Origin of the sequence: Marinobacter sp. DUT-3 (assembly GCF_050379435.1) — a bacterium.
In the GTDB taxonomy this organism is placed as follows: Bacteria; Pseudomonadota; Gammaproteobacteria; order Pseudomonadales; family Oleiphilaceae; genus Marinobacter.
This window is the reverse complement of sequence record NZ_JBNRMG010000001.1, coordinates 178,743-200,711: the sequence shown is the minus strand read 5'-3', so window position 1 is coordinate 200,711 and position 21,969 is coordinate 178,743. Positions and strand designations below refer to the sequence as shown.

General features: G+C 59.5%; 24 protein-coding genes. 2 read left to right on the top strand and 22 right to left on the bottom strand.

The annotated features are described in order from the left end of the window. Positions 1–21: 21 nt before the first annotated feature. Genes ACQUWM_RS00945 through ccmA form a run of 8 tightly spaced genes read right to left on the bottom strand, consistent with a single transcriptional unit; the run spans position 22 to position 5,920 of the window. On the bottom strand, positions 22–501 hold the full coding sequence (locus ACQUWM_RS00945; RefSeq protein ID WP_428920877.1) for a cytochrome c-type biogenesis protein: 480 nt from the start codon (positions 499–501) through the stop codon (positions 22–24). Further along, complete coding sequence (locus ACQUWM_RS00940) at positions 501–1,037, bottom strand: DsbE family thiol:disulfide interchange protein (RefSeq protein ID WP_407001069.1); 537 nt, start codon at positions 1,035–1,037, stop codon at positions 501–503. Before ACQUWM_RS00940 ends, ACQUWM_RS00945 begins: the two co-directional genes overlap by 1 nt. Continuing rightward, positions 1,034–3,037, bottom strand: coding sequence for a heme lyase CcmF/NrfE family subunit (locus ACQUWM_RS00935; protein WP_428920876.1), 2,004 nt, complete (start codon positions 3,035–3,037; stop codon positions 1,034–1,036). The genes ACQUWM_RS00940 and ACQUWM_RS00935 overlap by 4 nt, the downstream gene beginning before the upstream one ends. Positions 3,038–3,072: 35 nt before the next feature. After that, a complete protein-coding gene (ccmE, locus tag ACQUWM_RS00930) occupies positions 3,073–3,546 on the bottom strand; it encodes a cytochrome c maturation protein CcmE (protein WP_428920875.1) in 474 nt (157 codons plus the stop codon). A 15-nt stretch (positions 3,547–3,561) separates the two neighbouring features. Then, complete coding sequence (gene ccmD, locus ACQUWM_RS00925; RefSeq protein ID WP_407001067.1) at positions 3,562–3,801, bottom strand: heme exporter protein CcmD; 240 nt, start codon at positions 3,799–3,801, stop codon at positions 3,562–3,564. 4 nt (positions 3,802–3,805) lie between these two features. Then, positions 3,806–4,549 (bottom strand): heme ABC transporter permease CcmC, encoded by a 744-nt coding sequence (ccmC, locus tag ACQUWM_RS00920; protein WP_428920874.1) that lies wholly within the window; start codon positions 4,547–4,549, stop codon positions 3,806–3,808. A 20-nt stretch (positions 4,550–4,569) separates the two neighbouring features. After that, the gene (gene ccmB / locus ACQUWM_RS00915) at positions 4,570–5,295 is read right to left on the bottom strand and encodes a heme exporter protein CcmB (RefSeq protein ID WP_407001065.1); all 726 of its coding nucleotides are present in this window, start codon (positions 5,293–5,295) and stop codon (positions 4,570–4,572) included. Then, positions 5,285–5,920 (bottom strand): cytochrome c biogenesis heme-transporting ATPase CcmA, encoded by a 636-nt coding sequence (ccmA, locus tag ACQUWM_RS00910; protein WP_407001064.1) that lies wholly within the window; start codon positions 5,918–5,920, stop codon positions 5,285–5,287. The genes ccmB and ccmA overlap by 11 nt, the downstream gene beginning before the upstream one ends. A gap of 184 nt (positions 5,921–6,104) precedes the next feature. On the opposite strand from ccmA, the gene ACQUWM_RS00905 reads away from it, so the two are divergent. Together ACQUWM_RS00905 and ACQUWM_RS00900 are read left to right on the top strand one after the other, a co-directional pair. Then, positions 6,105–7,451, top strand: coding sequence for a flagellar hook-length control protein FliK (locus ACQUWM_RS00905; protein WP_428920873.1), 1,347 nt, complete (start codon positions 6,105–6,107; stop codon positions 7,449–7,451). After that, the gene (locus ACQUWM_RS00900) at positions 7,448–7,753 is read left to right on the top strand and encodes an EscU/YscU/HrcU family type III secretion system export apparatus switch protein (RefSeq protein WP_407001062.1); all 306 of its coding nucleotides are present in this window, start codon (positions 7,448–7,450) and stop codon (positions 7,751–7,753) included. The genes ACQUWM_RS00905 and ACQUWM_RS00900 overlap by 4 nt, the downstream gene beginning before the upstream one ends. Positions 7,754–7,771: 18 nt before the next feature. On the opposite strand, the gene ACQUWM_RS00895 is transcribed toward ACQUWM_RS00900, so the two are convergent. The 14 genes from ACQUWM_RS00895 to flhA all read right to left on the bottom strand — a co-directional run bounded on the left by ACQUWM_RS00895 (position 7,772) and on the right by flhA (position 21,949). Continuing rightward, positions 7,772–8,164, bottom strand: coding sequence for a DUF2802 domain-containing protein (locus ACQUWM_RS00895; RefSeq protein ID WP_428920872.1), 393 nt, complete (start codon positions 8,162–8,164; stop codon positions 7,772–7,774). Positions 8,165–8,237: 73 nt separating this feature from the next. Beyond that, on the bottom strand, positions 8,238–8,726 hold the full coding sequence (locus ACQUWM_RS00890; protein WP_406984747.1) for a chemotaxis protein CheW: 489 nt from the start codon (positions 8,724–8,726) through the stop codon (positions 8,238–8,240). A gap of 129 nt (positions 8,727–8,855) precedes the next feature. Next, the gene (locus ACQUWM_RS00885; RefSeq protein ID WP_428920871.1) at positions 8,856–9,605 is read right to left on the bottom strand and encodes a chemotaxis protein CheW; all 750 of its coding nucleotides are present in this window, start codon (positions 9,603–9,605) and stop codon (positions 8,856–8,858) included. Further along, positions 9,598–10,395 (bottom strand): ParA family protein, encoded by a 798-nt coding sequence (locus ACQUWM_RS00880; RefSeq protein WP_406985028.1) that lies wholly within the window; start codon positions 10,393–10,395, stop codon positions 9,598–9,600. The genes ACQUWM_RS00885 and ACQUWM_RS00880 overlap by 8 nt, the downstream gene beginning before the upstream one ends. A gap of 170 nt (positions 10,396–10,565) precedes the next feature. Continuing rightward, positions 10,566–11,351 (bottom strand): flagellar motor protein MotD, encoded by a 786-nt coding sequence (gene motD / locus ACQUWM_RS00875; protein WP_428920870.1) that lies wholly within the window; start codon positions 11,349–11,351, stop codon positions 10,566–10,568. Between the two features lie 15 nt (positions 11,352–11,366). Next, the gene (locus tag ACQUWM_RS00870) at positions 11,367–12,107 is read right to left on the bottom strand and encodes a flagellar motor protein (protein WP_406984744.1); all 741 of its coding nucleotides are present in this window, start codon (positions 12,105–12,107) and stop codon (positions 11,367–11,369) included. Beyond that, positions 12,107–13,270: a protein-glutamate methylesterase/protein-glutamine glutaminase gene (locus ACQUWM_RS00865; RefSeq protein WP_428920869.1), complete on the bottom strand. Its 1,164-nt coding sequence runs from the start codon at positions 13,268–13,270 to the stop codon at positions 12,107–12,109. Before ACQUWM_RS00865 ends, ACQUWM_RS00870 begins: the two co-directional genes overlap by 1 nt. Before the next feature lie 32 nt (positions 13,271–13,302). Beyond that, the gene (locus tag ACQUWM_RS00860; protein ID WP_428920868.1) at positions 13,303–15,381 is read right to left on the bottom strand and encodes a chemotaxis protein CheW; all 2,079 of its coding nucleotides are present in this window, start codon (positions 15,379–15,381) and stop codon (positions 13,303–13,305) included. 16 nt (positions 15,382–15,397) lie between these two features. Next, a complete protein-coding gene (locus tag ACQUWM_RS00855) occupies positions 15,398–16,183 on the bottom strand; it encodes a protein phosphatase CheZ (RefSeq protein WP_407001056.1) in 786 nt (261 codons plus the stop codon). A 21-nt stretch (positions 16,184–16,204) separates the two neighbouring features. After that, positions 16,205–16,588: a chemotaxis response regulator CheY gene (cheY, locus tag ACQUWM_RS00850; RefSeq protein ID WP_012136125.1), complete on the bottom strand. Its 384-nt coding sequence runs from the start codon at positions 16,586–16,588 to the stop codon at positions 16,205–16,207. Between the two features lie 140 nt (positions 16,589–16,728). Next, the gene (locus ACQUWM_RS00845) at positions 16,729–17,475 is read right to left on the bottom strand and encodes an RNA polymerase sigma factor FliA (protein ID WP_428920867.1); all 747 of its coding nucleotides are present in this window, start codon (positions 17,473–17,475) and stop codon (positions 16,729–16,731) included. A gap of 30 nt (positions 17,476–17,505) precedes the next feature. Further along, the gene (locus ACQUWM_RS00840; RefSeq protein ID WP_407001053.1) at positions 17,506–18,318 is read right to left on the bottom strand and encodes a MinD/ParA family protein; all 813 of its coding nucleotides are present in this window, start codon (positions 18,316–18,318) and stop codon (positions 17,506–17,508) included. 103 nt (positions 18,319–18,421) lie between these two features. Beyond that, entirely contained in the window at positions 18,422–19,723 is a 1,302-nt protein-coding gene (flhF, locus tag ACQUWM_RS00835; RefSeq protein WP_428920866.1) for a flagellar biosynthesis protein FlhF, read from the bottom strand. 60 nt (positions 19,724–19,783) lie between these two features. Continuing rightward, positions 19,784–21,949, bottom strand: a complete 2,166-nt coding sequence (flhA, locus tag ACQUWM_RS00830; RefSeq protein WP_428920865.1) for a flagellar biosynthesis protein FlhA — start codon at positions 21,947–21,949, stop codon at positions 19,784–19,786. Positions 21,950–21,969 lie beyond the last annotated feature (20 nt).

Genomic DNA, 21,969 nt, shown 5'->3' with positions numbered 1-21,969 from the left:
GTGGGGAATTGGGTAGTCAGTTCAGCTGAGGGCATCCCGGTCATCGTCGGATAGCAACCGGTCGACACGAGCCTTTTCTTCCGCGGTCAGCGGCGGTTGCTGGCTGTTGCGTCGGCGGGAGCGAATCACGATGCCGGCAACCACCAGTAAACCACCTCCCACGGCGATGGCGGGTGTTGCCCACAGCAATAGAGTGCGGCGATCTACTTCGGGTTTGTAGCGGACGAATTCGCCGAAGCGGTCCACCAGTGCGTTGACGATCTCCTCGTTGCTGGCTCCTTCCCGCATCATCCGGTAGACCCTGTCACGCATGTCTTTGGAAATGGGAGCATTGGAATCAGCAATATTCTGATTCTGACATTTCGGGCATCGCAGCTCGGCAATCAGATCCCGGTAGCGTTGCTCTTCCTGGAGTGAGTCGAAACCATGCACGTTGGCTTGGTCCGCCACTACCTGAAACGAGAACAGTGCGGCGAGCAGGATCAGGACCAGTCGTGCCATCAGGTGTCCTCCCGGTAACGCTTCACCAGGGGCTCGAGGTCTTCCTGCCAGACTTTCTCATTGACCACCCCCACGTGCCGATAGCGAACCACGCCCTCGGCATCGATGACGTAGGTCTCCGGAGCGCCGTATACCCCGAGGTCGAAGCCCAGGGTGCCTTTGGGGTCGTAGATAGTCAGGGCGTAAGGATTCCCCAGACGGTCAAGCCAATCCAGCGCATCCTCACGATTGTCCTTATAGTTCAGGCCAATAATGTGTATGCCTTTCTCTTCGGCGAGCCACACCAGGTCGTCGTGCTCGTCGCGGCAGGCCGGACACCAGGTACCCCAGACGTTCAGCAGTGAGACCTGCCCCCTGAAAACTTCCGCATCCAGCTGTTTGTCGGCCTCGGCAAGGTCAGACAGCGTGAAGGCCGGAACCGGCTTCCCGATCAATGCCGAATCCAGGTGCGTGGGATCCTTGCCAATCCCGGCAAACAGCACAACGCCCAGGACGATTACCAGGACGAGTGGCAGGAACAACAATACCCGCTTCATGACAGCACCTCTGCGACACCGCGATCGCCCTGACGGCCCGCTTCCCCCGAATCCCGTTTTTCAGCGACCCGCTCACGGATGCGGTACCGCCGATCAGCAATGGCCAGGAAACCGCCGGCTGCCATGAACAGCGCTCCCAGCCACAACCAACGCACCAGCGGTTTGTACTGCAGGCGGATGGCCCAGGCGTCGTCACTGATGCGCTCACCTATAGCCACAAAGACATCCCGGAACAGTCCGGCGTCGATATCGGCTTCGGTCATGACATTGCGCTGAACCTGATACTGCCGTTTCTCCGGGTGCAACGTTGCCACATGCTGGCCATCCTGTGTGACCTCAAATGAGCCGTACTGGGCCGTGAAATTCTGGCCCTGGCGTTCGCCAATTTTGGTAAAGAGAACCTGGTAGTCCCCGACCATCGCAGTGTCACCGGGTGTCATTCGCACGTCCCGCTCGACGCCATAGTTCGACACCACGGTTGCCCCGGCCATGGTAATGGCCAGCCCGAGGTGCCCCAGAACCATGCCGTAGTAGCTTCTGGATTGCCGCTTGAGGCCGTGCAGCCGCCCTTTCTTCGAGGACGACTTGTCCCACAGGTCCCAGGCGGTAGCCACAGTGACCCATATAGCCACGAAACAGCCGGCAAAGGCCCAGGGCCTGAACCCGCCATAGACCACCATGACCGCCGCCGTTGCCACAATGCTGATCGCCAGCGGCCAGAGCAGTTTGCGGCCAAGCCAGCCACCGTCGGTTTTCTTCCAGCGAGAGAAAATACCCGCGCCCAACAGCAGCCCTGCGGCCAGGGCCAGCGGGCTGAAGGTCAGGTTGAAGAAGGGCTCGCCTATCGACAGTCGTCCCATGTCCAGATAGTCCAGAACCAGCGGGTACAGCGTGCCGATCATGACCAGCAGTGTGGCTGACACCAGCAACACATTGTTGAGAAGCAGGAAGATCTCCCGGGACAGGGAGCCATAACGCGACCGTACATGCACCACCGGCGCCCGCACCGCGTACAGGGTCAGGCTGGAAATGATGGTGATGGCCAACAGCGCCAGCAGGAAAGTACCCCGCTCCGGATCGGAGGCAAATGCGTGTACGGACGTCAGCACGCCGGAACGCACCAGGAATGTTCCCAGCAGACTGAGGGAGAAGGTGACAATGGCCAGCAGCACGGTCCAGCTCTTGAAGACGCCCCGTTTCTCGGTCACCGCAAGGCTATGCATCAATGCGGTGCCGGACAACCATGGCAACAAGGAGGCGTTTTCAACTGGATCCCAGAACCACCATCCGCCCCAGCCAAGCTCGTAGTAGGCCCACCAGCTGCCAAGAGCGATGCCCAGCGACAGGAACGACCAGGCGACCGTGGTCCATGGGCGGGACCACCGGGCCCACGCCGCATCAAGGCGGCCATTCATCAGAGCGGCGATAGCAAACGCAAACGCCACGGAGAAACCCACATACCCCATGTACAGCATGGGCGGATGAATAATCAGGCCAAAGTCCTGCAGCAACGGGTTCAGGTCGGCACCATCCGCCGGTACGTTTGGCAGCATGCGGTCAAAGGGATTCGATGTGACGATGATAAACAACAGGAAACCCACGCAGATGATGCCCATGACCGACAATACCTGGGCGATCATCACCGACGGCAGACGGCGACTGAATATGGCCACCGCCAGCGTCCAGCCTGCCAGCATCAGGATCCAGAGCAGCAGCGACCCCTCATGGCCGCCCCACACCGCACTGAACTTGTAGTACCAGGGCAGCATGCTGTTGCTGTTATTGGCCACGTAGGCGACCGAGAAATCATCGGTCACGAAGGCATGGGTCAGGATCGCAAAGGCAATGGCGATGAACACGAACAGTCCGGCGGACAACGGGCGCGCAAACGCCTGCAGTGTGTCACGACCGGTCACCGAGCCCACCAGCGGGACCACGGAAAGGAGCACTGCAAGCAACAGCGCGAGTATCAGTGCAAAGTGTCCGAGTTCCGGATACATCAGACCTCTCCAAACATCAGGAATTTATCGTCTTCTCAGTAGGCCGATTCGGAGCCACTGCCATCGCCTGCCTTGTGTTTGCCAGCGGACGCCCGCTCAAGGGCCTCCGCCACTTCCGGCGGCATGTAATTCTCATCGTGCTTGGCCAGCACCTGATCGGCTACAAAACGGCCATTGTCGGTCAGCCGCCCCATGGCCACCACGCCCTGCCCCTCTGCAAACAGATCCGGCAGGATGCCGGTGTACTCGACCAGCACCGAGGAATTGAAGTCGGTGACCTTGAACTCCACCTTCAGGCTTTCCGTATCCCGCAGCACCGATCCTTCCTCGACCATGCCTCCGGCGCGAATCCTGACGTCCACCGGGGCATCGCCCGCGGCAATCTGGCTGGGATCGTAGAACAGGTTAATATTCTGGCGCAGGGCATACGTCGTAAGCCCAACGGCAACGGCAATCCCTGCCAGCAGGAAGAGAACTATCGTCAGTCGTTTTTTTCGAGTCGGGTGCATCGTTTTTTCTGCCATTCAATCTTGAGAAACGTTCACACGTGTAAAACTGGCGGCCCGGGCTCTTTGGTCCGCAGCCATGTTGCCGGCAGGCGCCCGGGCCAACTCACGCCGCTGGGCTGCCATAACCTGGCGGCGCTGGCGAAGCGACCAGTAGACCAACCCGCCCAGCAGCAGGAAGAAAACGCCATAACAGGTCCAGACATAAGAACCATGCCCTTCCATGGCAATAAACGAAGTCAGGGAATCAAACGCCATGCCGTCAGCTCCTTCCCGCCTGCACCAGCTCTTTAACCCAGCGGGTGCGGCGTTCACGAATCAGAATTTCCGTCTGCATACGCAAGCACGCAAACCAGCCAAAAACCAGATAGAGCCCCAGCACGGATAATAACAGGGGCACCCACATTTCCGCGGGCATGGAGGGTTTCTCCGTGAGCTTGAAAGTGGCGGGCTGATGCAGGGTATTCCACCACTCCACGGAATACTTGATGATAGGTATATTCACCACTCCGACCAGCACCAGCACAGCAACCGCCCGCGCCGAGGATTTCTCATCGGAAATGGCCGCGCCAAGGGCAATCACGCCAAAATACAGAAACAGCAGAATCAGCATGGACGTAAGCCGGGCGTCCCATATCCACCAGGTTCCCCAGGTGGGCTTGCCCCATACCGCACCGGTAAACAGCGCGAGGAAGGTTAACACCGCACCCACCGGAGCCACCGACTTGACGAAAACATCCGCCAGCTTCATACGCCAGACCAGGGTAACCACCGCCGCCACCGCCATCATGATATAAACAGACTGGGCCAGGAATGCCGACGGCACGTGAATGAAGATGATCCGGTAACTGTTGCCCTGAAGGTAGTCCTGCGGAGCAAACGCCAGCCCCCAAATCAGGCCGGCAGACAACATTGCCACCCCGCCCCACAACAGCCAGGGCATCAGCCGGTTGGCAATGCCGAAGAACCATTTCGGCGACCCCAGCTTGTGAAAGATTTGCCACATCAGGTGTTACCTTCTACCTATTAACTGTTAGACAAACTGATACGCAGGGCCGCAGCCGATGCGAAGGGCGCCAGCGTCACCGCCAATGCCAGGAACGCCCCCATCAACGCCATATAGCCACCCACTGGGGCGCCATCCGCCGCCGCAGCCACGGTGCCCGTGCCAAAAATCAGCACGGGAATGTACAGCGGAATGATCAGCAGAGACAAGAGTACCCCCGCCGACCGAAGCCCCAGGGTCAGTGCCGCGCCGATAGCGCCGATCAGACTGAGAACCGGCGTTCCGATCAGCAGCGTTAGACACAAAACCGCGATAGAGTTCCCTTCAAGATGCACCATGACCCCCAAAAGCGGTGCCAGCAACACCAGTGGCAGCCCGGTCAGTACCCAGTGGGCGACAACTTTGGCCAGCACCAGAAGGAACAGGGGCTGGGGCTGCAACACCAGTTGTTCGAGGGTGCCGTCATCAAAATCGTGCCGGAACAGATGATCAAGGGAGAGCAACACCGACAGCAACGCCGCTACCCACAGGATACCGCTCCCCGCCTGCTGCAGAAATGACACTTCCGGGCTAACACCAAGGGGGAATAAAGTCACCACCATGACGAAGAACAGCAACGGGTTGAGCAGATCCTGCCGTTGCCGGAACGCCGACTTGAGGTCACGCAGGAACACCGCCTTCATGGCGTGACCGGTGCCAACCGCTTCGGTAACCGGTCGCCATCCGCCCCGGGAATCAGACGTCATCGCTGCTGCCTCCCAGGGTGATACGCTGCATCGATGGCAGCTGCAGGTCATGGTGAGTGGTCACCACAATGGCGCCACCATCCCGGGCTCGTTGCACCAGCAGGGATTCCAGGGCGGTCACGCCGTCAATATCGATTGCGGTAAACACTTCGTCCAGAATCCACAGGGGCTCGTCGGCAATCAGCAGGCGCGCCAGCGCCACCCGTCGCTGCTGTCCGGCCGACAGGCGCCGGCAGGGTACGTCTTCAAAACCGGCCAGGCCAGTGCCGGCCAGCGCTTGTCCGAGCATGCTGTCACTGACCTTTTTCCTGCCGGCCATCAGCGCACGCAGATTCTCCATGGGTGTCAGCAGCGGTTTGATGCCGGGGCGATGGCCAATGTACAGCATGTTACGCACGAATTCTTCGCGAGTTCGGGACCGGGGTTGTCCCCGCCAGAGCAAGTCACCAGACCAGCCATCATTCAGGCCGGCCAGAATTCTGAGCAAGGTGGTCTTGCCGGAACCGTTGGGGCCCTCGACACGGGTCAGAGTACCGGGCAGTATGGAGAAAGAAAGTTCCCGGAACAGCATCCGGTCGTCGCGCTCACACTGCAGATTGACAGCCTGTAGTAACGGCTCAGACATCAGGGCCCCAGATCTGGAACAACGCGGTGGATACAACCGGCGTTGTGGACATTCAATTCTGCCTCCGTTCAGGTGTCGCGAATCAGGAAGGGGCAGAGATTTCAGACAGGCAATAGTTACCAGCGCGGCGTATTATAACGAAACCGTGACACGATTACTCTTGTCGAGAATCAAAACAGCACCGATGAAATTACCAAACGGTAACCCGACACCGCCGCCGTCCGGCGAACAAACCAGACCGCCCGCAGGTGGGGCCACCAGGGGAGCGCAACCTCAGGACTCCGGGGCCGTATCGGCGCGTCAGCAACTGGACCTATTACAACTCACCAACCGGGAAAGCGTACTGGCCCGGGTCGCGGAAGTCATCAGTCGTCAACAGGATGCCGGGCAGCAATTGCTGCTGGAAGTCCGTGGCCGCAGCCTGACCGTGCAGGCCGCCATCGGCGAGACCTCCCTGGAACCCGGAGACTGGGTCAAAATCATGCGCGCCGGCAATGAGCTGCAATTGATGGGCAAGCTCGCTCCGGCCCAGGAAGCCGGTATCGCCCGTGCACTCGCCCAGCGGCTGCCATGGCAACAGAGTATCGACGGCGGGCTGGCGAAGGTTCTTTCCAGCCTGACCCAGGGTATCCGGCCAGAGACGGGCGGAACCACCCCGCCCTCCGCGCGACAGCCGCAACCACTGCCCCTACCGGTGCGACAGGTTATCGAGCAATTGGTAAACCGACTCCCTGCCAGTACCGGACTGGCCTCTCCAGGCAATGCAAACGAGACAGGGCAGCAGATACGCCAGTGGATTGCCGAAAGCGGGCTGTTTGCCGAGGCCCGGCTCGCCCAGAGTCGGGAGACCGCCCTACCCGACCTCAAACTGGCACTGGGCCGGATTGTGACAGCACTGCTCAGCCACCAGGGCAGCGGTCCGGAACACTTCAACCGGCTGACCCCGCTGGCGACTCCCGAACTGGTCCAGGCCCCCCTGCAGTTCCCCAACACGCTATCGCCTCCGGCGCCACAGAGTTCGGCGGAACCACCCACGGTGGGGCAGATGCTGCGACTGCTCGCCGGCATGCTCAACCGGATCACCGTCAACCAGCTTCACAGCCAGGTGCTATCGACGCGTACCACAGCAGACACGCCGGCACCGGTGTCCACTCTGTTACTGGAGCTGCCCTGGGTGACACCGCAGAGTGAGCCGAGGATTGCGCAGCTGAGAATTGAGCACGAACAGCCAGACAATGAACACACTGGCGGGAAACGTGCCGGTGTCGCGGAATGGCGACTGTCCCTGGCCATGGATCTTGACGAGGCCGGCCCGGTGCATTTTGACGTGGCCCTGCGCCAGGAGCAGGTGTCTGCCCGCGTCTGGGCGGAAAAGCAACGCACCCTGCAACAGGTTCAACAGGACCTGCCAACCCTGCGGCAGAGCCTGTCGGAACTGGGGCTGGAGGTAACGGATCTGGAATGCCGCAGGGGCAGCCCCCGGGGAGCAACCACACGACTGGAACACCGACTGGTGGACACCAAGGCATGAGCAAAACGGATCAGCAGCAATCCAGCGCGGCGGTGGCGCTGAAATACGATGGCAAGTGCGCGCCGACCATTGCCGCCACGGGCACTCACGAACTGGCGGAGGAAATCGTCCGGATCGCCCGGGAACACAACGTCCCTCTCTACGAGAATCCGGAACTGGCCAGTGTCCTGGCGCGACTGGAACTGAACGAGGAAATTCCGGAAACCCTGTACCAGATCATCGCGGAAATCCTGGCGTTTGCCTTCAACCTCCAGGGTAAGACACCGGCGGACGCCGGCAGGACCACCCCGGAGAGCGAGTAACTCCCGACGAATCCCGGCTTAAGCCGCCTCACGCTTCCTGAGCGCAGAGACCAGCTCCGCTTCGGGCCGGGAGATGCCACAGGTGTTCATCAGATCGTCGATATCCGCCCCCAGGTCAACCAGCCTTGAGGCCTCATCGTAGGAAATTCGCAGGGGGTCGTTCTGGCGCATTTCATCCAGTGCGCCGGCGAGCTCATGGAGCTGACGCTCACAGGCTACCAGCCGCTGGCCGACCCCCATGCTGCCGCTGGCGGTGGCATGAAGTTCGCGGCCAAGGGTGTCACAACGATCCTTGAGCCGGGTTCGAAGCTGACGGATCTCACGACGCTGCACAATGGCCTGCACCGCCAGCAGGCCAAGGACCGCTGTTGTCAGCAGCCAGGGAATCAGGGAAGAGTACTCTGCAAACATGATGAACGCCCTCAAGTAGGTTAACCACCGGGGCGTCCATCATGCCGGCCTGTTCCGGAAAGCGTTTCCGGGATTACAGTGCCGCGATTTCAGCCCACTCGTGGTCAGACAGCATCTTGTCGAACTCGACCAGAATGATCAGTTCGCCATCCTTATTGCACACGCCCTGGATAAACTTGGCACTTTCCTCGTTACCCACGTTCGGTGCAGTTTCAATTTCACTGGCTTTCAGGTACACCACCTCGGCCACGGAATCCACTAGGATTCCCATTACCTGGTCCGCGGATTCCATCACCACGATCCGGGTCGCGTCAGTGACTTCCGAGTCCGCCAGACCGAATCGGCGACGGGTATCGATCACCGTGACCACGTTACCACGCAGATTGATGATGCCGAGTACATAATCCGGCGCACCCGGAACCGGTGCAATTTCGGTGTATCTCAGCACTTCCTGAATCTGCATGACGTTCAGACCATAAGTCTCGTCATCCAGGCGGAAGGTCACGTACTGCAGTACCTGATCGTCCTGGGCCTGATGTTGGTGTCCGCTCGGGGATGCCATAGCGTTGTCTCTCCTCTTTGGCTGCCCGGCGGGCAACCTGATCGTCAAAAAATCATCATCAGTGCCCAATACTATAGTTAAGGGCACAAACCGTGCCAGCACCGCACGGTTTCATTCAGTAACGGCTTATTAACTGAGATCCAGGTGGTGCTCCCGCTCCGCCCGGACCAGCAAATCCGCCATGGTGCGCACGTCAATCAGGGCGCACATGTGATTGACCACGGTTCCCGCCAGCCAGGGGCGTTTGCTGCGAGCTGTCCGCCAGCGAACCTCATCCGGCTTCAGGGTGAAGGACTGGGCCACATCATCACAGGCCAGTCCCCAGTCGCTGTTATCCAGCCGGATCACAAAACGATAGTTGTCACGGGCATTGTCGGGTGCCCGCCCCGCCATGATCCACTCCGCAGTGTCCACCACCCGCAGGTTATGATCGCGATCGGCACGGATCCCCATGTACCAGCGGGGGCTGCCGGGAATCGGCTTGATGCTTTCTTCGATGCGGTGAATGGCGCCCAGCAGAATCAGCGGCACCGCCAGCTGCAGGCCCGCCACGGTAAAGATCAGGCATTCAAAAGGCTGTTCAGACCACTCAGGACGCGACGGGGGCGATTCAGGCTCCACCTCCGGTTGAGGCGCCGATGGGGCAGGTGTCTGCTGAATGTCCGCTGCCTTTTTTGTGACGGGCTCCGGCGCGGGTCGGCTGATTTCAATCCGGGGCGCTGGCTCAACCGTTGGTTCCGGTTCCGATTCCACTTCCGGCGCACTAACAGCGACCTCGTCCTGGCGCGCCGTATCCGTCGCCGTGTGCAACAGCTCATCGAGATAACTGGCAATGGCACTGGCGGGATCCGCCAGCTTAGTCAATTTTTCGTCAGCCATGCCTGCGCTCCCGCTCCACGCCAGTACGGGCCATCAGATCCTCGAGCAGGCTGCTGTATGCCCGAACTCCGTGGGTGCCGGCATCCAGGGATGAGGGCACCACCCCGCCCTGGCTGGCGTCGCGGAATTTGGTGTCCACCGGAATGGCAAAACGCCAGAGTGTATCCGGATAGGTTTTACGCAACAGGTTCAGGCTTTTTACGGACGCCTGGGTACGACGGTCAAAAAGCGTCGGAACAATGGTGTAAGCCAGCTCGTTCTTCTGGGATTTCATGATCATCTGCAGGGTGTGCAGCATGCGCTCCAGGCCCTTGATCGCCAGGAATTCCGTTTGTACCGGGATAATCAGGTGCTGCGCGGCCGCCAGTGCATTCACCATCAACACACCGAGGGACGGCGTGTTGTCGAGAATCACATAATCAAAATCATCCCAGAGCTGCGCCAGTGCGCGGGAGATGATCAACCCCATGCCTTCCACGCCCACCATCCGGCGCTCAAGGGTTGCCAGTGCGGTACTGGCCGGCAGCAATGACACGCCTTTGCAGCTGGTTTCAGTAATCAACTGGGCGGCGAGGCCATCTGGCACCTTGCCCTGATGCTGGAACAGATTGAACACACTCTGGGCGATGGTGTCGGGATCATAGCCAAACCAGCTGGTCAGCGAGCCATGAGGATCCAGGTCCACCACCAACACCCGCTTGCCGCGCTCTGCCAATAGCCCGGCCAGCGCCACCACCGATGTGGTCTTTCCGACACCGCCTTTTTGATTGGCTACTGCCCAGATTCGCACGTTACGCTCTCCACTCATTTATCCCCGGATATGCCATGGCACCACAGCGGTCCCTACCCATCGTTATCGGCAGCGGACCGCCCAACTTGAACGCTATCGGCAAGTGTTTGCCGCGAAAGACGGTACAGGGAAGATCAATACAGAAACCATGCCAACCAACAGCAGCGCGATTACCGCATCACCCCACGGATGCTGGCATCACGGGAAATCAGCAAAACCACCCGGCGGTTCCGGCGGCGGCCTTCTTCGGTATCGTTACGGGCCACCGGCTGGTGCGCCCCGTATCCGACAGCGGCCAGCCGTTCAGGTTCCACGCCCTCCATGGTCAGCATTCTAACCACCGCCGCGGCCCGGGCCGCCGATAATTCCCAGTTAGAGGGAAAAGCACTGGTACGAATCGGACGGTTATCGGTGAAGCCTTCCACCTTGACCGCGTTGTCCCGGTTACGCAGAACTCCGGCGATTTTTTCAACCACCGCGAAACCGTCGTAGTGGGGTTCTGCGGCGCCACTGCTGAACAACAGGCTGTCGGGCAGATTCAACTCCAGCCAACGGTCATTGCTTTCCAGGGACACCACGCCCTGGTTGATCAGCTCATCGAATTCCAGGGCGAGCTGGTCAGCCATGGCCCGCAGCGCTTCGGTCCGCCCCTGCTCACTGAGTTCCGGATTACTCGGGGCTTCGGTTACTTCGGGCACAATGACACTGTCGGATGACGAGGAACCTGAACGCCGGGATTGGTCCCCCACCTCTATGGGCTGAAAGGACCGTTGCGGTGCATTGAAAACGCCGGTCAGGGTTTCCGACAGCACCTTGTACTTGCCTTCGTTGACGGAAGACACGGAGTACATGACCACAAAAAAGGCAAACAGGAGGGTGATGAAATCCGCATAGGAGATCAGCCACCGCTCCTTGTTGTGGAGGTCATCCTGAGGTGGTTGCCTACGACGCCGCATAGTCCCGCCCGGCGGTCACTGCAGGAAGCCCCGCAGCCGCAGTTCGATGGATTTGGGGTTCTCCCCTTCCGCGATAGCGATAATGCCGTCAATCATCATGTCTTCGTAGCGGGTACGCTCCCGCACAATTCCGCGCAACTTGTTGGCAACCGGGAAAAACAGCAGGTTCGCCAGAGCTACGCCGTAGATGGTGGCGACGAAAGCCGTTGCGATGCCGCTGCCGAGGGACTGGGGGTCCTCCAGGTTGGTCATCACCTGAATCAGCCCCATGACGGCACCGATGATGCCTATGGTCGGCGAATAGCCACCCATGGCTTCATATACCCGCGCCGATTCCAGGTCCCGCTGTTCGCGGGAATCCAGGTCCACCTCCATGATGCTGCGAATGGTCTCGGTCTCGGCGCCATCGACCAGCAACTGGAGGCCCTTGCGCGCAAACCGTTCCGGCTCCTTTTCCGCCAGCCCCTCCAGCCCCAGCAACCCCTGCTTGCGGGCCTTGACGCTCCAATCGATCACTTTGCCAATGCCATCCTCCAGACTGACATAGGGCGGCAAAAATACCCACCGCACCTGTACAAACGCACGCTTCAGCAATGGCCAGGAGGTCTGCAGGATGGTGGCAGCCAGTGTACCGCCGATGACGATCAGCGCCGCCGGAGCATTAAACAGAGAACTGAGGGCGCCGCCCTCAAGCAGATTGCCGCCCAGGATGGCAGCAAACGCCAGAATGATGCCAAGTAGGCTGAGAATATCCATTAACTCACACCTTCCACCAGCCGCGGACCGATGTCGTTGAGGGCCAGCACCTCATCGGACAACCCGGCCCTGGCAACGGCCATGGGCATGCCGTAGATCACGGAGGATTTTTCATCCTGGGACCAGATCACGGATCCGCCCTGCTTCATCAAACGGCAACCTTCTTTGCCATCAGACCCCATGCCGGTAAGAATGACGCCCAGGGTCTTGCCGGGAAAGCTGCGGGCCAGGGAGCCAAAAGTGACATCCACACAGGGCTTGTAATTGAGACGGTCGTCGCCGGGCAATATGCGCACCCGGGCCTGGCCACTGCGATTCTCGATCATCATCTGCCGGCCTCCGGGCGCCAGCAGGGCCAGGCCGGGCCGAAGCACATCGCCATCCTCGGCCTGGCGCACTTCGATGCGGCAGAGTTTGTTCAGACGCTCGGCGAAGGCAGGCGTGAAGCTGGCCGGCATGTGCTGAACCAGCACGATAGGCGCGGGGAAACTGGCCGGCAACGCGGTTAACACTTTCTGAAGGGCAACCGGACCGCCAGTGGAGGTGCCGATGCCCACCACGTTGTAGTGCCTGGCCGGCCCCCGTCGGGTGGCGCGCCTGGAGGATTCCTCTTCTGCGGGGGGCTCCGGTTGCGTGGAACGTGCCGGAGCCGCAGGCGTATCGGTACGGGGACGCCCACGGGGCATTTCCCTTTCCTGACGAGGCGCGGGCGCTGTGGCCGATTTTGTTGCCGGTGGTGCAGCAGGTGCGGTTTTTGCGCCCGGGCTGCTACCGGCGACATCCAGTATACGACCAATCAGGATCTTCTGGAGCTGGCTGGAATCCCGGGCGATTTCCTCAAAATTCTTGGGAAGGAAATCGACCGCGCCGGCCTCCAGGGCATCGAGCGTCACCCGGGCACCCTCGTAGGTCAGGGACGAGAACATCAATACCGGCACCGGGTGGCGCTTCATGATCTCGCGAACGGCTGAAATGCCGTCCATTATCGGCATTTCGTAGTCCATGGTGATGACGTCCGGCCGCAGCTTTTCCGCCAGCTCCACCCCTTCCCGGCCGTTGGTAGCCGCGCCAACGACTTTGATCTGACCGGATGCCGTCAGGATTTCCGTCAAACGCTTGCGGAAAAATCCCGAGTCATCAACAACCAGGACAGAAACTGTCATCCCATTCTCCTAAACCGTGCGGTCCGTGCGCCTCAACCGTACTGCTGAAGCAGGCTGGGAACGTCAATAATCAAGGCAATACGCCCATCACCGGTAATCGTCGCCCCCGCCATACCCGGCGTGCCCTGGAGTGCTCGGCCCAGGGGCTTGATCACCACCTCTTCCTGGCCGATCAACTGGTCCACAACGAAGCCAACTTTCCGGGTGCCCATCGCGACGATGACAACGTGGGCGTTCTCCGGCTCCGGTTCAGCGGACGCGCCCTTCACCAGCCAGCGCTTGACGTGGAACAGCGGGAAGACCTTCTCCCGCACCACGATGCACTCGCGGCCATCGACGATGTTGGTCTTGCTGAGATCCAGATGGAAGATCTCCACCACATTCACCAGTGGCAGCGCGAACGACTGTTCACCCAGCATGATCATCAGCGTGGGCATGATGGCCAGGGTCAGCGGCACTTTAATGACGATTCGCGAGCCTTTGCCAAGCTCCGATTCCACGTTCAGTTGACCGTTCAGTTGGCCGATCTTGGTTTTTACCACGTCCATGCCGACACCACGGCCGGACACATCGGAAATCTGGTCCTTGGTTGAAAAGCCGGCGGCAAAGATCAGGTTGAAACACTCGCTTTCGGTAAGCCGGTCCGCGGCGTCCTGATCGTATAAGCCTTTTTCAACGGCCTTACGACGCAACACCTCGGGATCCATGCCGGCACCGTCATCCTCGATGGACAACAGGATATGATCCCCTTCCTGCTCGGCATTCAGGGTCACTGTACCGGACCGGGGTTTGCCAGCCTTTTCACGGACATCCGGCGCCTCGATACCATGGTCTACCGAGTTACGAACCAGGTGGACAAGGGGGTCCGAGAGGGCTTCCACCAGGTTCTTGTCCAGGTCAGTGTCTTCCCCGTGCATCACCAGGCTGACTTCTTTCTTGAGGCTCCGGGCCAGGTCCCGCACCACCCGGGGAAAGCGGCCAAAGACTTTCTTGATCGGCTGCATCCGCGTCTGCATCACCGCTGACTGGAGGTCCGTGGTGACTACATCGAGATTCGACACCGCCTTGTGCATGTGCTCGTCTTCGCTTGCGGCGCCCAGACGCTGCAAGCGGTTACGCACCAGCACCAGCTCGCCGACCATATTCATGATGTCGTCGAGGCGCTTGGTGTCCACCCGGACAGAGGTCTCAGTTGCGGGCGCCTGTTCTTTCGATGCTGCGGGTGCTCGGGTTTCGGCTTTCTCGGGCGTCTCCGCTTTGGCGGCCGGCGCCGACTTCGCAGTATCGGGCGCGGGCTTGCTGGCCGCCTTCGGGCTGCTCTCAGCCGTGGGGCCGCCGCCCTTGCCGTGGAGGTCATCCAACAGCTTCTCGAATTCATCGTCAGTGATCAGATCGTCATTGCCCTTGCTGGCCTGATCACCGGACTCGGTCGGTGGCTCGATATCAGCATCACCGGCCGGCGCACCGGCGAATTGCCCCTTGCCATGGAGCTCGTCCAGCAGCGCTTCGAACTCGTCATCGGTAATGTCATCGTCACCGGCGGCGCTGTCGTCCCCTGCTGGGTCAGAGGCAGTTTCCGGACCGGCTTCGGCTTTTTCACCATCCAGCGCGTCCAGCAGCTGTTCGAATTCGTCATCGGTGATATCACCATGATCATCACCGCTGGCGGCGTCACTTGTCGTTTCCACAGGGGCTTTACCGGCACCCGCGGAGGACGCCCCTTCCGGCTCAGCCAGGGCGTCCAGGGCGGCAATCAGAGCTTCCGGAGCTGGCGTCAGTTCCTCATGGTTACGCACCTGCTCAAACATCGCATTGACGTTGTCCAGGACCTCAAGCACCACATCCATCAACTCCGAATCCACTTTGCGCTTGTGATTCCGGAGAATATCGAAGACGTTCTCTGCAGAGTGACAGCAGTTCACCAGGGCTTCCAGCTGAAGGAAACCCGCGCCACCCTTTACGGTATGGAAGCCACGGAATATGGCGTTGAGGAGATCACTGTCATCCGGATTCTGTTCAAGATCCACCAGCTGCTCAGACAGCTTTTCAAGTATCTCGCCTGCTTCAACCAGAAAGTCCTGCAGGATCTCTTCATCGGCATCAAACGCCATGGGTTACCCTCTTAATTCAGAAACCGAGACTGGACAAAAGATCGTCAACATCGTCCTGACCCGATACCACATCTTCACGCTTATCGGCGTTCATCTGCGGGCCAACGCCCTGCTCTGCCGACACTTCGCTTGATTCAATCTCATGTATGGTGCCGGTCAGCTGATCCACATGACTCGCCATCATCACCAGGCCTAGCAGGTGTTCCTCCACTTCCTTCACCAGGTCGGTGACCTTCTGGATCACCTGCCCGGTCAGGTCCTGGAAATCCTGGGCCAGCAGGATTTCCGAGAGGTTGTTGTACATGGTGTCGGCATCCCGGGTCAGCGTTACGAAGAACTGGTCAATCCGACCGTAGAGGTCCCGGAATTCCGCCGGCTCCATTTCCCGCCGACGCAGACGCTGCCACTCGTCTCTCAATACCGCCGCCTCATCACGGATAGCATGGGCCTGAGGCATGGTTTCCTCGACCAGGTCCATGGTGCGATTGGCAGCCTGACCGGTCATTTGCACAACGTATTCCAGGCGATCGGACGCATCGGTCATTTTTGACAGCGCTTCCTGCTGCTCGGCATTGCGGGGATCGATCTGGAAATTGCGAATCGCTTCGTGGAGGCTGCGGGTAAGCCGCCCGACTTCCCGATACAGGCTTTGATCCCGGACTTCGCTGAGATCATTGATTACGTTCATAGCCCCTGCATAGTCACCGGCATTGACCTGTTCAACCAGCTCGTTGGCCTGTGCGCGGAGCTTTTCCGTCACCTCCGGATCAAGGCCCTGCGGGTTCTTTTTGCTATCGCTCATGAGAGCCCATCCGACCTTTGGTTACTGGATTCGTTCGAAGATTTTCTCAATCTTCTCCTTGAGTACTGCGGCGGTAAACGGCTTCACAACATAGCCATTCACCCCTGCCTGCGCGGCGGCGACAATCTGATCCCGCTTTGCTTCGGCGGTGACCATGAGAACCGGAAGGGTTTTCAGGTTTTCATCGGCACGTACAGCCTTTAGCAGATCAAAACCGGACATACCCGGCATGTTCCAGTCAGTCACCAGGAAATCGTATTTACCGCTTTGCAACATGGGCAACGCGGTGTTGCCGTCATCCGCTTCGTCGGTATTGGTGAATCCCAGATCACGCAGCAGGTTCTTGATGATCCGTCGCATTGTGGAAAAGTCGTCCACAATGAGGATTTTCATGTTCTTGTCCAATGGGACCTCCAGTTTTGTCACACCCGGAATGCGTTTTATCTTTCTGCCAGACTCTGGCAGGCCGGTGGTTTAACCGCTTATTGTGTGGTGTTTGAACCCGTTGTAAAGCGCCGGTTACCAAAAGCTACAGACAGCCAACCTCAATACACGTTGGGCTCATGTCGCCAGCCCGTCAGCCTGCCCCGAAGCCTCAGCGCGGCCTGACTGTGGATCTGGCTGACCCGGCTTTCACTCACCCCCAGGACAGCACCGATTTCCTTGAGGTTCAGCTCCTCCTGGTAGTACAGGCTGAGCACCAGTTTTTCTCTCTCGGGGAGCTCGCCAATCGCTTCCGCCAGACTGCGCTTGAAAGCATCGGACGTAATATCGTCCAGCGGATTATCACTGGCCTCTGCTTCCTCTATCGGCAGGTCGCCGGATTCATTGAGCTCATCCAGGCTAAAAAGTTTGCCGCTGTTGGCATCGCTCAGGCTGGAGTGGTATTCATCAAGGGACATCTCCAGCTCTTCAGCGACTTCCTGGTCCTGGGCCTCACGGCCAAGACGATCCTCAACAGCCTTGATGGCCTGGGAGATACGGCGGGCATTACGATGAACGGAACGGGGTACCCAGTCGCCCTTGCGGATTTCATCCACCATGGCGCCCCGGATACGGATACCAGCGTAGGTTTCAAAGGTTGCGCCCTTGGTAGAGCTGTACCTTTGCGCAGCCTCAAGCAGCCCGATCATGCCGGCCTGCATCAGGTCTTCCAGCTGCACCGAGGCCGGCAAGCGGGCCATCAGGTGCAACGCGATCTTTTTCACCAGCGGAGCATGCTCTTCCACTAGCCGGGAAGCACCCCCGACGCCTGCTTTTTGGTAGATTCCCAGGTTTTTCGTCAATGTCATGTATCCAGCTTTTTGGTGACAGGATCAATGTCAGACTTCGACGAGCCGCTCCACAAAGAATTCCAGGTGTCCGCGGGGAGATGACGGCAGCGGCCAGTTGTCGACCTTCTCAGCCAGAGCCCTGATCGCCAGTGACGCTTTGGCCCTGGGGTAGGCATCCAGCACCGCTTTCTGCCTCTGCACCGCTTTCCGGACGGCTTCGTCGTAAGGCACCATACCCACGTATTGTAGTGCCACATCAAGAAACCGCTCGGTGACCCGGGTCAGTTTTTCAAAAAGATGCTTCCCTTCCTGCTCGTTCCGGACCTGGTTGGCAAGAATACGGAAACGGTTGGTGCCGTACTCACGGTTCATCAGCTTGATCAGAGCGTATGCGTCGGTAATGGATGTCGGTTCGTCACACACCACCAGCAGCAGCTCCTGAGAAGCTCTCAGGAAACTGATGACGGATTCGGAAATCCCCGCTGCGGTATCGACGATGAGGACGTCAATCTGGTCACCGAGCTCGCTGAACGCATTGATCAGACCAGCGTGCTCCATGGAGGTGAGCTGGGTCATGCGCTGGGTTCCCGAGGAGGCCGGGACAATCTTGATACCACCCGGGCCATCGACCAGGACATCCCGCAAGTCGCAATCACCCGCCAGCACATCCGAGAGGTTGCGATTGGCGGTGATACCCAGCAGAACATCTATGTTGGCCAGACCCAGGTCAGCATCCAGCAACACGACACGACGGCCTTTCTGGGCCAGGGCAATACCCAGGTTAACTGACACGTTGCTCTTACCAACGCCGCCCTTCCCGCCGGAAACTGCAATCACCTGTACCGGATGTGGTTTGCTCATACTTGGTTTTATCTCTCGCCACGTTTGACCGAAGGCTCAGTTGTATTTCAACGGCGCCTGTTCACGCCGGATAGTCCGTCATCCGGTATGGCCGGGGAGTGTTTCAGGCCCCCTCTGCCACCGCCTGCTGTTGCTGGAGTGTTTTAAGCCGCTCCACGGCCAGTCGAACCAGGGGCACCGCTTCGGCGTGGTGCAGATCTTCGGGAATCTTCTGGCCATCCGTGTAATACGCCACGGGCAGACCGGACTCCATGACAAACCCCAAAGATTCACCCAGGGTCAGGGCTTCGTCGACTTTTGTCATCACACAGCCCGCAAGGTTAGCCATCTTATAGCAATGCCACACTGATTTCATAATACGCGGTTGGCTGGTCGCTGACACTACCAGGTGCGTACGAATCCGGTGATGGCTCCTGGCCAGTTCTGACAGTTGTTGCTCATAGCCCTTGTCAGTGCTGGTCAGGCCGGCGGTATCAATCAGCACCAGGTGGCGATCCGACAACTCGTCGAGGATATCATCAAGGGAATGGCTCTCATCCACCACCCGCACCGGCACATTCAGGATACGACCGAACACAAACAACTGCTCATGGGCGGCCACGCGATAACGATCCGTGGTGACCAGGGCCAGGGAATCCGCACCATGGCGCAGGACATGGCGCGCCGCAAGCTTGCCAATGGTTGTGGTCTTACCGGATCCGGTGGGCCCAACCAGCGCGTATACGCCCCCCTGATCCAGCCACTCGGTTCGTGAGGTTTTCACCCCGGTGGCCAGCATTTTCAGGGACTGCTTCCAGCCATCGTCAAGGCGCCCGCCTTTATGGCGGCGGGACAGGGAGCCGGACAGATCGAGGCTCAGGCCGAATTCCTGCAAACGTTCGGACAGGCGCTGCTGAACCGCGTTGTTCGCCGGCTTTTTCGGCTCGGCGGTCCGGGCCCCCACCATGTCCCGTAATGAACTGATCTCGGCCCGCATCTGTGCAAGCTCATCGGAGTAGCCGCCCGGTGCGCCTGATGAGGCGACCGATCCGGACTCCGTTGCGGCAGACTCAAGCCCCAGCGCCGAATCGTCGATGAACGCCGAGTTATTGGCATACCCGGCGCCAACGCTTGCCCGCTTCTCGCGAACCTCGCGAATACGGTCCCGGGAACGCCCCAGTTCCTGTTCCAACCGGCGATGTTGTTCCGCCTGCATTTCCGCAAGACGGGACCCGTTGGTGGCCTCCCGGGCCTGATCACCAAGACGCTGACGCGCCATGTTTTCGTCGTAGTCCAGCGCCGTCACAATTTCGACACCGCCGTCCACCCGGCGATTGGAGAGTATCACGGCGTCCGGACCCATCTGTTCCCGAACCTGCTTCAGTGCCTCTGCCATGGTCTGAGCAAAAAAACGTTTTACTTTCATGATGCCTCATCCTCCACCGGCAACGCCGTGCCTGCGTTGTCCGCTTTGTCATCCGCGGCCTTACTGCCCGACGGACGCCACAATGGTGATCTGTTTGTTATCCGGAACTTCCTGGTAAGACAGTACGTGCAATCGCTCCACCCCATAACTGGCAAACTTCGCCAGCACCGGTCGCAACGGGCCTGACACCAGCAGAATCGCTGGCTTGCCAAGCATCTCCTGGCGCTGGACACTCTCCTGCAGGGATCGCTGCAGTTTCTCCACCATGTTCGGCTCCAGCACCAGCCCGATGTCTTCCTGACCGCCGGATTGTTGACTCTGTTGAACTGACTTTAGCAATAACTGTTCCAGGTCTGGATCCAGGGTGATCACCGGGATCTCCTGCTCGTTGCCACAAATGCTCTGAATGATCATTCGGCGCAGGGCCTGGCGGGCAACGGTGGTAAGCAGCTTCGGATCCTGACTCTTCGGATGAACGTTCACAATGGACTCCGCGATGGAACGCATATCGCGGATCGGCACCTCTTCCTTGAGCAGATTCTGCAGTACCTTCAACAGCAGGCTGATGGAAATGGTGGTTGGAACCAGCTCTTCCGCCAGCTTGGGAGACACCTTCTCCAGCTGGTCCAGCCACTTCTGGGTTTCTTCGTGGCCAAGCAATTCGTGGGCATGCTTCTGCAATATCTGGTTCAGATGGGTGGCCACCACGGTACTGGCATCCACCACTGTATACCCCAGGGTCTGGGCCTGGTCTTTCTTCTCGGGCTCAATCCAGCTGGCATCCAGGCCAAACGCCGGATCCTTGCCTGCAATTCCCTCGATTTTGCCAAACACCTGGCCAGGGTCGATGGCCAGTTCCCGGTCCGGGTGAATCTCGGCCTCGGCCAAGGTCACGCCCATCAGGGTGATGCGATACACATTCGGCATCAGGTCCAGGTTGTCGCGAATATGGACCGACGGCATCAGGAACCCCAGATCCTGGGACAGTTTCTTGCGCACCCCCTTGATACGACTCAGCAACTGACCGCCCTGGGATTTGTCCACCAACGGGATCAGACGGTAACCCACTTCCAGGCCCACGATGTCGACGGTGGCAACGTCGTCCCAGCCCAGTTCACGGGTTTCGCCCGGCGCAGGCAGAGCCTGCCCCTGATCTCCGCCATCCCCTCCGGGCGGTATATCCCGTCCCGCAGGCTGCGCGCCTCCGCGTACCGGGAATACACCCTCTTCCTCGACCGTCTGGCGGTCACGTTGCCAGATCAGGTAAGCTGCGGTGGCAGCGATACCGCCAAGCCCCAGAAACGCAACGTGGGGCATACCGGGGATGAGCCCGAGAATAATCAGGATAGCGGCAGCAATAGCCAGCGCCTTGGGCGCACTGAACATCTGTTGCAGAATCTGGCCACCCATATCCTGGCTGGACGTTACCCGGGTCACCATGATCGCAGCTGACGTTGACAGCAGCAGCGAAGGAATCTGTGCCACCAGGCCATCCCCGATCGTCAGCAACGCGTAGTTCTGAGTGGCCGTTCCGAAATCCAGGCCATGCTGCAACATACCAATGGCGACACCACCAATCAGGTTGATAGCGAGGATAAGAAGGCCGGCAACCGCATCGCCCTTGACGAACTTGCTGGCACCATCCATGGAGCCGTAGAAATCCGCCTCCTGGGCCACCTCCGAACGCCTGTGCTTGGCCTCTTCCTGATTGATCAGGCCAGCGTTCAGGTCGGCATCGATCGCCATCTGCTTGCCGGGCATGGCATCTAGAGTAAAGCGCGCACTGACCTCAGACACCCGGCCAGCGCCCTTGGTCACCACCAGGAAGTTGATGATCATCAGGATGGCGAACACCACCAGGCCCACGGCGTAGTTACCGCCGATCAACACCGCACCAAAGGATTCGATCACCTTACCGGCGGCATCACCACCCTCATGACCGTTCAGCAGTACGATCCGGGTTGAGGCCACATTCAACGCCAGGCGCAACAGCGTAGCCACCAGCAACACCGTGGGGAACGAGGCAAACTCCATCGGCCGTAAGGCGTAAACGCACACCAGCAGAATCACGATGGACAGGGTAATGTTGAAGGTAAAGAAAACGTCCAGCATGAACGCCGGCATGGGCAGGATCATCATTCCCAGCAACCCCATCAGCATGATGGGTATGCCCAGGTTTCCCCGTGTCAGGGTTTTGACGTTGTTCAGGACTAAAGCTCTGTCCATGCCAGGAAACTCTCCGCGTG

Coding starts and splice junctions, on each gene's coding strand:
- ACQUWM_RS00945 (WP_428920877.1), bottom strand. CDS start 501: ATGGCACGACTGGTCCTGATCCTGCTCGCCGCACTGTTCTCGTTTCAG.
- ACQUWM_RS00940 (WP_407001069.1), bottom strand. CDS start 1,037: ATGAAGCGGGTATTGTTGTTCCTGCCACTCGTCCTGGTAATCGTCCTG.
- ACQUWM_RS00935 (WP_428920876.1), bottom strand. CDS start 3,037: ATGTATCCGGAACTCGGACACTTTGCACTGATACTCGCGCTGTTGCTT.
- ccmE (WP_428920875.1), bottom strand. CDS start 3,546: ATGCACCCGACTCGAAAAAAACGACTGACGATAGTTCTCTTCCTGCTG.
- ccmD (WP_407001067.1), bottom strand. CDS start 3,801: ATGGCGTTTGATTCCCTGACTTCGTTTATTGCCATGGAAGGGCATGGT.
- ccmC (WP_428920874.1), bottom strand. CDS start 4,549: ATGTGGCAAATCTTTCACAAGCTGGGGTCGCCGAAATGGTTCTTCGGC.
- ccmB (WP_407001065.1), bottom strand. CDS start 5,295: ATGACGTCTGATTCCCGGGGCGGATGGCGACCGGTTACCGAAGCGGTT.
- ccmA (WP_407001064.1), bottom strand. CDS start 5,920: ATGTCTGAGCCGTTACTACAGGCTGTCAATCTGCAGTGTGAGCGCGAC.
- ACQUWM_RS00905 (WP_428920873.1), top strand. CDS start 6,105: ATGAAATTACCAAACGGTAACCCGACACCGCCGCCGTCCGGCGAACAA.
- ACQUWM_RS00900 (WP_407001062.1), top strand. CDS start 7,448: ATGAGCAAAACGGATCAGCAGCAATCCAGCGCGGCGGTGGCGCTGAAA.
- ACQUWM_RS00895 (WP_428920872.1), bottom strand. CDS start 8,164: ATGTTTGCAGAGTACTCTTCCCTGATTCCCTGGCTGCTGACAACAGCG.
- ACQUWM_RS00890 (WP_406984747.1), bottom strand. CDS start 8,726: ATGGCATCCCCGAGCGGACACCAACATCAGGCCCAGGACGATCAGGTA.
- ACQUWM_RS00885 (WP_428920871.1), bottom strand. CDS start 9,605: ATGGCTGACGAAAAATTGACTAAGCTGGCGGATCCCGCCAGTGCCATT.
- motD (WP_428920870.1), bottom strand. CDS start 11,351: ATGCGGCGTCGTAGGCAACCACCTCAGGATGACCTCCACAACAAGGAG.
- ACQUWM_RS00870 (WP_406984744.1), bottom strand. CDS start 12,107: ATGGATATTCTCAGCCTACTTGGCATCATTCTGGCGTTTGCTGCCATC.
- ACQUWM_RS00865 (WP_428920869.1), bottom strand. CDS start 13,270: ATGACAGTTTCTGTCCTGGTTGTTGATGACTCGGGATTTTTCCGCAAG.
- ACQUWM_RS00860 (WP_428920868.1), bottom strand. CDS start 15,381: ATGGCGTTTGATGCCGATGAAGAGATCCTGCAGGACTTTCTGGTTGAA.
- ACQUWM_RS00855 (WP_407001056.1), bottom strand. CDS start 16,183: ATGAGCGATAGCAAAAAGAACCCGCAGGGCCTTGATCCGGAGGTGACG.
- ACQUWM_RS00845 (WP_428920867.1), bottom strand. CDS start 17,475: ATGACATTGACGAAAAACCTGGGAATCTACCAAAAAGCAGGCGTCGGG.
- ACQUWM_RS00840 (WP_407001053.1), bottom strand. CDS start 18,318: ATGAGCAAACCACATCCGGTACAGGTGATTGCAGTTTCCGGCGGGAAG.
- flhF (WP_428920866.1), bottom strand. CDS start 19,723: ATGAAAGTAAAACGTTTTTTTGCTCAGACCATGGCAGAGGCACTGAAG.
- flhA (WP_428920865.1), bottom strand. CDS start 21,949: ATGGACAGAGCTTTAGTCCTGAACAACGTCAAAACCCTGACACGGGGA.